The organism is Streptomyces sp. NPDC059668 (assembly GCF_042734135.1).
Classification (GTDB): domain Bacteria; phylum Actinomycetota; class Actinomycetes; order Streptomycetales; family Streptomycetaceae; genus Streptomyces.
In genome coordinates this window covers 1-8,968 of sequence record NZ_JBHWEL010000103.1, presented here as the reverse complement: position 1 = coordinate 8,968, position 8,968 = coordinate 1, and the positions used below count along the sequence as shown (strand labels likewise).

The following is an 8,968-nucleotide window of genomic DNA, read 5'->3' as shown; positions in this document are numbered from 1 at the left end:
GGGCGGGGCGGCCCCCCGGCGCGGCCCGCCCGCCCGGCCCCGGGCGGGGGGGGGGGCGCGGGGCCCCCCCCCCCCCCCCCCGCGCCGGGGACCCGCGCCGGACCTCCGCGGCCTACTGCAGATGCCACTTCTGGTTGGCCGCTCCCGTGCACGTCCAGATCTGCGCCCGCGCCCCGTTCGCCGAGGAGTTGTCGGTCACGTCGAGGCACTTGTCCGCCGCGGTGTTGACCACGTCACCCGTCGAGGCGTTGTACGACCACCGCTGGGCGCCGCTCCCGTTGCAGTCGTACAGCTGGACCTTGGCGCCGTTCGCGGTCGAGGCCGAGGTCACGTCCAGGCACTTGCCGAGGGTCTGCACCGAGCCGTCGGCCTGCACCGCCCACTTCTGGGCCGCGCTGCCGTTGCAGTCGTAGAGCTGCACCGCCGCGCCGTTGGCGCTCGAACCGCCCGCCACGTCCAGGCACTTGCCCGCGAGCCCGACGAAGGAACCCGACTGGCCGCCGCCCCCGCCCGACTGCGTGCCGGACCAGGTGAAGGTGGCCGAGGTCTTGCCCGGCAGCGAGTAAGTGGCGTGCTGTGAACCCCAGTTGACGGTGATCGTCTTCGCGGCGGACGCGTCGTTGTACGCGATCAGCGCCTTCGACCCGTCGGGGTTGCGCCACGCCACGTTCGGCACCGACGCGGACGCCGTCGACGCGATCCGCTGGGCGCCGGGCCGGACGAACTTCGTCAGGTGGCCCATCGTGTAGTACTCGACCGTGTAGTCGACGCTCCCGCTCGCGCCGTCGCCGTTGTGCACGGTGATCAGTCCGCTGCACGTGCTGCAACCGCCGTTGTGCGGACCCCGGTTCTGGTCCACGGCCAGCGACCACTTCGTCACCGACTTCGCCCAGTTGCGGGTGTAGTCGACGATGTTGAGCATGTCCTCGCGCTGCTGGTTGGCGATCCAGGTGCCGCCGGAGTGCTCGGTCCCGAAGGCGTCCAGGCCCGGGTACTGGTTGTGCACACTCGTCTGCTTGTTGATGTCCCCGCCGTACCCGTGCCAGGCGATGCCGCCGAAGTTCGGGTGGGAGCGCACCGCCGCGTCGTCGACGGTCGGGGCGGCGTACGAGTCGTACACGTCCCAGTTCCAGTCGTGGGCGAGGACCTTGGTGGACAGGCCCGCGGCCTGTAGCTTCGGGAGCAGCTCGCTCTTGGTGAAGTAGGCGAGCCCGGAGCCGTTCCAGCTCATCGAGGGGTACCCCGAGCAGCAGGTCGGCTCGTTCTGCGCGGTGACGTACGAGACCGGCACGCCCTGGTCCCGGTAGGCCTGGAGGTACTTCACGAAGTACGAGGCGTACGCCCCGTAGTCCTCGGACTTCAGCCAGCCGCCGTTGAGCTGCCCGCTGTCCTTCATCCAGGCCGGAGCCGTCCACGGCGAGGCCATCACCGTCAGCGACGGGTTCAGCTGGAGCGCCTGCTTCGTCAGCGGCACCACGTCCGCCAGGTCGTGCGCGATCGAGAACTGCGCCAGGTTGGGGTCGCTCTGCCCGGCCGGCACGTCGTCGTAGGTGTAGCCGAACCGCGCGAGGTCCGACGCGCCCATCGGATTGCGCAGGAAGGACAGCCCGATGCCGTCCGTCGGCGAGAACAGCTTGCGCATCGTGGCGTCCCGCGTCGACTGCGAGAGCGCGCCACTGCTGTTCATCAGCCAGGCGGCGGTGTCGGTGAAGGAGGCTCCGCCGCCGGTGAAGGTCTGGTAGCGGGTGTTCTCGTCGACGGTGATGTTCTCGCCGCTTCCGCCGCTGCCGGACTGGAAGGCGAACGGCGCCTGGGCCTGGAGCCCGCGTACGACGTGGCGGCCGCCGGTGTCGTCGGTCGTGGTCAGCCAGGCGGTGACCTGTTCGCCCGCCGCGTGCGCGGGCGCGGCCGCCGTGAAGCCGGCCGTGGTGAGCAGCCCGGCGAGAAGCAGCCGGACCGCTCGAGTGGATCCCCTCATGGGGCGCCGCCCTTCTGGAGGTGGGGGTGGGGAGGCGTGCGAGGCGTGAGTAAATGACGGCTCGCGGGGCGCGTCAAGGGGGTGCGCGTTCACACTTTGAAGGAACAACACCCCTGATCCGGCCGGGGGTTGAGTCTGTACCGGTTCTGGCGTGAAGCCTTGACGGTCCCTCGTGGCATCAGTTAACTCACGCCGTGATCTAAGCCGTAAGTGAACTACGAGAGCCGAGGGAAGGTCCATGCGAAGAACCGCCCTGCTCGCCTCAGCCGCCCTGCTCGTCGGGCTGCTTCCGCTGGCCGCGGCCGGCACGGTCGCCGCGGCCGACGACCCAGCCCCCGTCCCGGTCGACCGCTTCGAGGGGGAAGTGCCCTTCGCGAGCCAGCCCGCCGACGGCATCTTCACCTGGGGTGGCGACGCCGACGACCCGCCCGCACTCGCCCTGACCGCACGGCCGGACGCTCCCGAGGGCGACAAGGTCCTCGGCGGCGACTACGACATCAGCGGCTACGGCGGTTTCACCCACGACTTCGCCGCCGGCCAGCCGGCCCACGACTGGTCCGCCCACCGGGGCATCCGCTTCTGGTGGGACGGCCAGAACAATGCGAAGAAGGTCAACTTCGAGATCAAGGACGGCGGCGCCCACGGCGAGGCCTCCGAGCTGTGGACGACCTCCTTCACGGACGACTTCACCGGCTGGAAACAGATCGAGATCCCCTTCGGCGACTTCACCTATCGCACGGACTACCAGCCCGTCGGCGGTATCGACCAGGTTCTCGGCCTCACCCAGATGTGGGGGTACGCCGTCACGCTCCCGGTCGGCGTCAAGGGCCACTTCGCCATGGACGACGTCGAGTTGTACGGCAAGGCGGACCAGTCCCTGCGGGCCTCCGTGAACGCCGACTCGGCCGTCTACCCGGTGAAGGAGGGCGGCTCGGCGACGGTGAAGCTCTCCGTCGCCACCACCGGGTCCGCCCCGCTCGACGAACCCGTGACGGTCGCCTACGAGAGCGCGGGCGGCACCGCCGAGTCCGGCAAGGACTACACACCGGTCAAGGGTGAGATCACCTTCCCGGCGGGCACCGCCTCCGGGGCCTCCCGCGCGATCCGGGTGTCCACCCTGAAGGACCGGTCGGCCGAGGCCGCCGAGACGATCCCCCTCAAGCTGACGGTCACCGGAGCGAAGGCCCCCGCCGAGACCCCGCAGGTGGTCATCGACGCCCACGGGCTGCCGTACCTGGACCCGAAGCTGTCCGTGCGCAAGCGGGTCGCCGACCTCGTCTCCCGGATGTCCCTGGAGGAGAAGGCCGGGCAGATGACCCAGGCCGAGCGCGGCGCGATCGGCGCGGGCGGCGACATCGCCTCGTACGACCTCGGCTCGCTGCTCTCCGGCGGCGGCTCCACGCCGACGCCGAACACGCCCGAGGCCTGGGCCAAGATGATCGACGGCTACCAGCTCCGGACGCAGGCCACCCGGTTCCAGATCCCGCTGATCTACGGCGTGGACGCGGTGCACGGGCACAACAACCTCACCGGCGCGACGATCATGCCGCACAACATCGGCATCGGCGCGACCCGCGACCCGGGCCTGGCGGAGAAGGCGGGCTCGGTGACGGCCGCCGAGGTCCGCGCCACCGGCATCCCGTGGGACTTCGCCCCCTGCCTGTGCGTCACCAGGGACGAACGGTGGGGCCGCTCGTACGAGTCCTTCGGTGAGGACCCGGCCCTCGTGAAGTCCATGGAGACGGTCATCCAGGGCCTCCAGGGCGCCCGCGACGGCAGTGATCTGAAGGACGACGACAAGGTGCTGGCGACCGCGAAGCACTTCGTGGGCGACGGAGGCACGGAGTACGGCTCCTCCACGACCGGCTCCTACACCATCGACCAGGGCGTCACGAAGGTCACCCGGCAGCAGCTGGAGGCCGTGCACCTGGCCCCGTACCAGACGGCCGTCGACCGCGGCATCGGGACGGTCATGCCCTCGTACTCCTCGCTCGACATCCTGGGCGACGGTCAGGGCCCGGTGAAGATGCACGCCCGCGCGGACATGATCAACGGCGTGCTCAAGGGCCGGATGGGCTTCGACGGCTTCGTGATCAGTGACTGGAACGCCATCGACCAGCTCCCCGGCGACTACGCCTCCCACGTCCGCACCTCGGTCAACGCGGGCGTCGACATGATGATGGTGCCGTACTCGTACAAGGACTTCCGTACGACGCTCATCGGCGAGGCGAACGCCGGCCGCGTCACCGCGCAGCGGATCGACGACGCCGTGTCGCGCATCCTGACGCAGAAGTTCAAGCTCGGCCTCTTCGAGAAGCCGTACGCCGACACGAGCGGCGCGTCGCGGATCGGCTCGCCCGCGCACCGGGCGGTGGCCCGCGCGGCGGCGGCCGAGTCGCAGGTCCTGCTGAAGAACTCGGCGGGCGTGCTGCCCCTGAAGAAGTCCCAGAAGGTCTACGTCGCCGGTTCGAACGCCGACGACCTCGGCAACCAGACCGGTGGCTGGACCATCACCTGGCAGGGCTCCTCCGGAAAGAACACGGACGGCACCACGATCCTGGAGGGGATGAAGCGCGCGGGCGGTGACGTCACCTACTCCAAGGACGCCTCCGCGCCCACCGGCGGATACGACGTGGGGGTGGTCGTCGTCGGCGAGACCCCGTACGCCGAGGGCGTCGGTGACGTCGGCAACGGCAACGACCTGGAGCTGACGGCCGCCGACAAGGCCGCCGTGGACAAGGTGTGCGCGGCCATGAAGTGCGCGGTCCTGATCGTCTCCGGCCGTCCGCAGCTGATCGGCGACCGCCTCGGTGACATCGACGCGCTCGTCGCCTCCTGGCTGCCCGGCACCGAGGGCGACGGTGTCGCGGACGTCCTCTACGGCAGGCGTCCCTTCACCGGACAGCTCCCCGTCACCTGGCCGAAGTCGGAGGCCCAGCTTCCGATCAACGTCGGTGACACGGCCTACGATCCCCAGTTCCCCTACGGCTGGGGGCTGACCACGCTCGGCAAGGTTCCCGGGGGCGGTTCCGCGACCCTCAAGGCCCTCGCCCTCGTGGCCGCGGGGGCGGACCGGGCGGGTGCCGACGCGGTGGGCCGCGCCGCCGTCTCCAAGGCCCGCCTGCTGGTCCAGCAGAAACTGTCCTCGGCCCTCACGCCGGCCACCAGCAAACCCTTCGCCGACGCCGACCACCTCCTCCTGACGGGCCACTACGCCGAGGCGGTGAGCAAGCTGGCGGAGGCGTACCGCGCCGCGTGACGTCCACCTGGTAGCCCGCGAGCACGGGGCGGGTGGGAGCGGGTGGGACGGGTGTGACGGGGGTTGCCCCCGGCCATCTCCGTCCCACCCGCTCCCGATGTTCTGTTCAGCGCACGTTCGAGTGGGTTTCGGGTAGCTTCGGAGATATGAAGGCCGCACTGATCCGGGGGCTCCCCGGACTGCTGATCGCGCTGATCCTCGCCGCCTTCGCGGCCCTCGCCCCCGGCGCGTCCCCCGCGCACGCGGCCACCGACGTCGGGACGGTGGCGGCGGCCCTGCGCAAGAGCCCCGTCTACGTCGACCCCGCGGCCTCCGCCCAGCTGTCCACGGCGGACGCCGGCGCCCTCGCCGCGAAGATCAAGAAGGCGGACAAGCCCGTCTTCGTGGCGGTCCTCCCCGACGGGTTCCCCACCCAGAACCTGTTCCAGAACCTCCGCACCGACACCGGCGTCACCGGCCTGTACGCCATCAGGCTCGGCACCCGCTTCGACGCCCGCGCGGACTCCGCGGTGCTGTCCCGCACCGGCGTGCAGAACCTCGTCACGAGCGTCCAGGGCGAACCCGTCAGGACCCAGCTGAACGACTTCACGGACCGCGCGCTCGACAGCGTCAAGGGCTCGGCCCCGGCCAGCTGGGGGTCTCCCGCGGACAGCGGCGTCTCCACGACCGCGCTGATCGCGGTCGGTGCGGTGATCGTGGCCGGCGGCGCGGGCGCGTTCACCCTCGTACGCCGCAGCCGGCGCCGCAGGTCCCTGGAGCAGCGGGCCGCGCTGGACAAGCTCCGCGTCGTCGTGGACGAGGACATCACCGCCTTCGGGGAGGAGCTGGACCGGCTCGACTTCCACCCCGCGGAGGTCGGCGCGGACGACGCGATGCGCGCCGACTACGAGCGCGCGCTCGACGCGTACGAACAGGCGAAGTCGTCCATGGCGGCAGCGCGCCGCCCGGAGGACGTACGCCCCGTCACCGAGGCACTGGAGGACGGCCGCTTCTCGCTCGCGCTGCTGGCCGCCCGCCGCGAGGGCCGTCCGCTGCCGGAGCGCCGCGCGCCCTGCTTCTTCGACCCGCGGCACGGTCCCTCGGTCGCGGACGCTTCCTGGACGCCGGCCGGCGGCGCGGCCCGCGAGGTCCCCGTCTGCGCGGCGGACCGGGCCCGGCTGGCCGACGGCGACGACCCGGCGGTCCGCGAGGTCGACACCGACCACGGCCGCCGCCCGTACTGGGACGCGGGCCCGGCCTACGGCCCCTGGGCGGGCGGCTACTTCGGCGGGGGTCTCCTCCCCGGGCTCCTGGTCGGCACCCTGCTCGGCGGCGCGATGGCCACCCCCTCGTACGCGGCCGACTACGGCACCGGTTACGGGGACTTCGGCGGCTACGACGGCGGCGACGTCTCGGGTGCCTCCTTCGACCCCGGGGACTTCGGCGGCGGATTCGGGGACGGCGGGGACGGCGGAGGCGGCGACTTCGGCGGCGGGGGAGATTTCGGCGGCGGCTTCTGAGCCACGGCGTCGCGAGCCTGGCGTCGGTGGGGACCACCGGGCCCGGTCACGCCCTCAGGCGTCGGCGTCCGCGTCGGGCAGGGCGAGCCACTCCCGCCAGGACAGGTCGCGGCCGATGAACCGCGGCCGCTCGAAGGGCCAGGCCTCGGCGATCCACCGGGGCACCAGCGATTCCAGGTCACGCTCCAGCGCGGTGCCGGCCTTGTCGTCCGTCACCCACCAGGAGATATCGGCGTCGGCCCCGGCCTTCCCCGGCGGGTCGATGTAGACGCACCCGGACTCGACGGTCCCGGTCGCGTCGAGCAGGACGTAGTTGAACGACTCATGGGCGGCGATCTCGGCCTCGTGCCGCTCCAGGTCCCGCTGGTTCGCCTCGTACGTCATCGTCTCGGCCGGCCAGCCCCAGGCCTCCCCGAAGAGGGACCAGAGCCGCTCGCGGGAGCCCATGACCACCGGATGGTCCATGGCCGCGTCGGCACCCGTGATGGGCCTGAGGTGATGCCCGTCGGGCAGTTCGACACGGAGGGGGTGCGCGAAGTCGGCAGGCAACCAGGTCATGCCCGGAGGCTAGCCGCCGGACGGCGGCCACCGCACGGGGATATCGCCAGGCCGCCGCGCGGACGGCCGTCCGGGACCGCCACCGCCGCCGGCACGCGGTGCGGCTCGCGCGCGTACGCGGACCGCGGACACGCCGGAGCGCCCGTCCTCCCGGTACGGGGGGAGTAGAGGACGGGCGCGCTCAGGGTGCCGTGAGGCGGCAGGTCAGGCGTTCTTGATCGCCGAGATGTCGAAGTTCAGCTTGATCTTGTCGGAGACGAGGACGCCACCGGTCTCCAGGGCCGCGTTCCAGGTGAGGCCCCACTCGGAGCGCAGGATCTCGGCCTTGCCCTCGAAGCCGACGCGCTCGTTGCCGAACGGGTCCTTCGCGGAGCCGTTGAACTCCAGGTCGATGGTGAGCGGCTTGGTGGTGCCGAGGATCGACAGCTCACCGGTGATCCGGTAGTCGTCGCCGCCCAGGGCCTCCGCCTTGGTGGAGCGGAAGGTCATCGCCGGGAACTCGTCGGTCTTGAAGAAGTCGGAGCTCTTGAGGTGGGTGTCGCGGTCCGCGGAGCCCGTCTCGATGCTGTCCATCTTGACGTCGATGGTGGCGGTGGACCGGGACGGGTCGGCGCCGTCCAGGTGCAGCGCGCCCTCGAAGTCCTGGAAGGAGCCCTTGACGTTCGTGACCATGGCGTGACGGGCGACGAAGCCGATCGTCGAGTGCGCCGGGTCGATCGTGTACTCGCCGGTCAGCGCGGCGAGGGCGGGGTTCACGGCGGCGGCTGCGGCGCCGGTGGCGGGGGTGTCGGTGGTCTTGCGGCCGAAGATGCCCATGACGTGCTCCTAAGGGGGGACGGGGTCGCGGATCGGGGAAGCGGAACCGCGAGAATGATTTTGTTAAACATTCAACGAGGTGAACAGGAGTGACGGTAGACCTATTCCATTCAAGTTTCAACATCATCCGCAGTGTGTTGCCGACGTTACTGTGCGTTCCTGCGTGGCGCTTCCCAAGGAGTGCCCCCGGTTGGCCTAGTCGCCGCGCGTCACCGCTGGTGGGGGCCCTGACGGCGGCCGTCGCCACGGCGCGGGCGGACACACCGCGCGGGCGCGCTCCGCTAGCCTGTCCGCGCGAGGGCGGCGCTCGGGGGAGCCGTCGGCCGGGCGGGCGGGACCGGTCGGTGCGGCGGGTGCGTCCGGGGGAACGCGGCGGCCGAAGTGCTCGGCGCTGACCGCCGTTCGAGGGGCCGTGTCACTCCGGGGATGGTATGCGCCACCCGTGAATGTGAGGTGACTCTCAGCTGACGGCTTTGTGTGACCTCTACAAGCCGCATGCCCTCTGAGCAGTCAGATCGCCTGCATGCGGCCGAGGTTCTGTTCAGGGGTACCAGGAAAACAGGCTGGAGACTGTACGGAGTCGACGGCTCGCTTTTCTTGTTCGACTTCGTAAGGTCACTACATGACCGTTTTGGACGAGGCCGCACCCTCAGGCGAACCCACGGACGCACGCGGGCGCGTGGCCGAACTGCACGCGATTCGTGCGGAGGCACTGCGCGGCCCCAGCGAGAAGGCGACCGAGGCCCAGCACGCCAAGGGCAAGCTGACCGCCCGGGAGCGCATCGAGCTGCTCCTCGACCCCGGGTCCTTCCAGGAGGTCGAGCAGCTGCGCCGGCACCGGGCGACCGGGTTCGGCCT

The 8,968-nt window shown here is 71.1% G+C and carries 6 protein-coding genes; 3 read left to right on the top strand and 3 right to left on the bottom strand.

Annotated elements, in window-relative coordinates:
• Positions 1 to 112 precede the first annotated feature (112 nt).
• Positions 113 to 1,978 (bottom strand): ricin-type beta-trefoil lectin domain protein, encoded by a 1,866-nt coding sequence (locus tag ACFV2J_RS39345; protein ID WP_385092732.1) that lies wholly within the window; start codon positions 1,976 to 1,978, stop codon positions 113 to 115.
• A 238-nt stretch (positions 1,979 to 2,216) separates the two neighbouring features.
• On the opposite strand from ACFV2J_RS39345, the gene ACFV2J_RS39340 reads away from it, so the two are divergent.
• Entirely contained in the window at positions 2,217 to 5,237 is a 3,021-nt protein-coding gene (locus tag ACFV2J_RS39340; RefSeq protein ID WP_385092729.1) for a glycoside hydrolase family 3 N-terminal domain-containing protein, read from the top strand.
• A gap of 146 nt (positions 5,238 to 5,383) precedes the next feature.
• A complete protein-coding gene (locus tag ACFV2J_RS39335; RefSeq protein ID WP_385092726.1) occupies positions 5,384 to 6,736 on the top strand; it encodes a hypothetical protein in 1,353 nt (450 codons plus the stop codon).
• A 54-nt stretch (positions 6,737 to 6,790) separates the two neighbouring features.
• Here the strand turns inward: ACFV2J_RS39335 and ACFV2J_RS39330 are convergent, their stop codons facing one another.
• Both ACFV2J_RS39330 and ACFV2J_RS39325 read right to left on the bottom strand, forming a co-directional pair.
• Positions 6,791 to 7,294, bottom strand: coding sequence for an N-acetyltransferase (locus tag ACFV2J_RS39330; protein ID WP_385092724.1), 504 nt, complete (start codon positions 7,292 to 7,294; stop codon positions 6,791 to 6,793).
• A 204-nt stretch (positions 7,295 to 7,498) separates the two neighbouring features.
• Positions 7,499 to 8,110 (bottom strand): YceI family protein, encoded by a 612-nt coding sequence (locus ACFV2J_RS39325; protein WP_385092721.1) that lies wholly within the window; start codon positions 8,108 to 8,110, stop codon positions 7,499 to 7,501.
• Positions 8,111 to 8,732: 622 nt separating this feature from the next.
• On the opposite strand from ACFV2J_RS39325, the gene ACFV2J_RS39320 reads away from it, so the two are divergent.
• The coding region (locus ACFV2J_RS39320; RefSeq protein WP_385092718.1) for a carboxyl transferase domain-containing protein at positions 8,733 to 8,968 on the top strand (236 nt) is incomplete at its 3' end.

Excerpts from the sequence above, each read along its gene's own strand:
- ACFV2J_RS39345 (WP_385092732.1), bottom strand. The coding sequence starts at position 1,978 with ATGAGGGGATCCACTCGAGCGGTCCGGCTGCTTCTCGCCGGGCTGCTC.
- ACFV2J_RS39340 (WP_385092729.1), top strand. The coding sequence starts at position 2,217 with ATGCGAAGAACCGCCCTGCTCGCCTCAGCCGCCCTGCTCGTCGGGCTG.
- ACFV2J_RS39335 (WP_385092726.1), top strand. The coding sequence starts at position 5,384 with ATGAAGGCCGCACTGATCCGGGGGCTCCCCGGACTGCTGATCGCGCTG.
- ACFV2J_RS39330 (WP_385092724.1), bottom strand. The coding sequence starts at position 7,294 with ATGACCTGGTTGCCTGCCGACTTCGCGCACCCCCTCCGTGTCGAACTG.
- ACFV2J_RS39325 (WP_385092721.1), bottom strand. The coding sequence starts at position 8,110 with ATGGGCATCTTCGGCCGCAAGACCACCGACACCCCCGCCACCGGCGCC.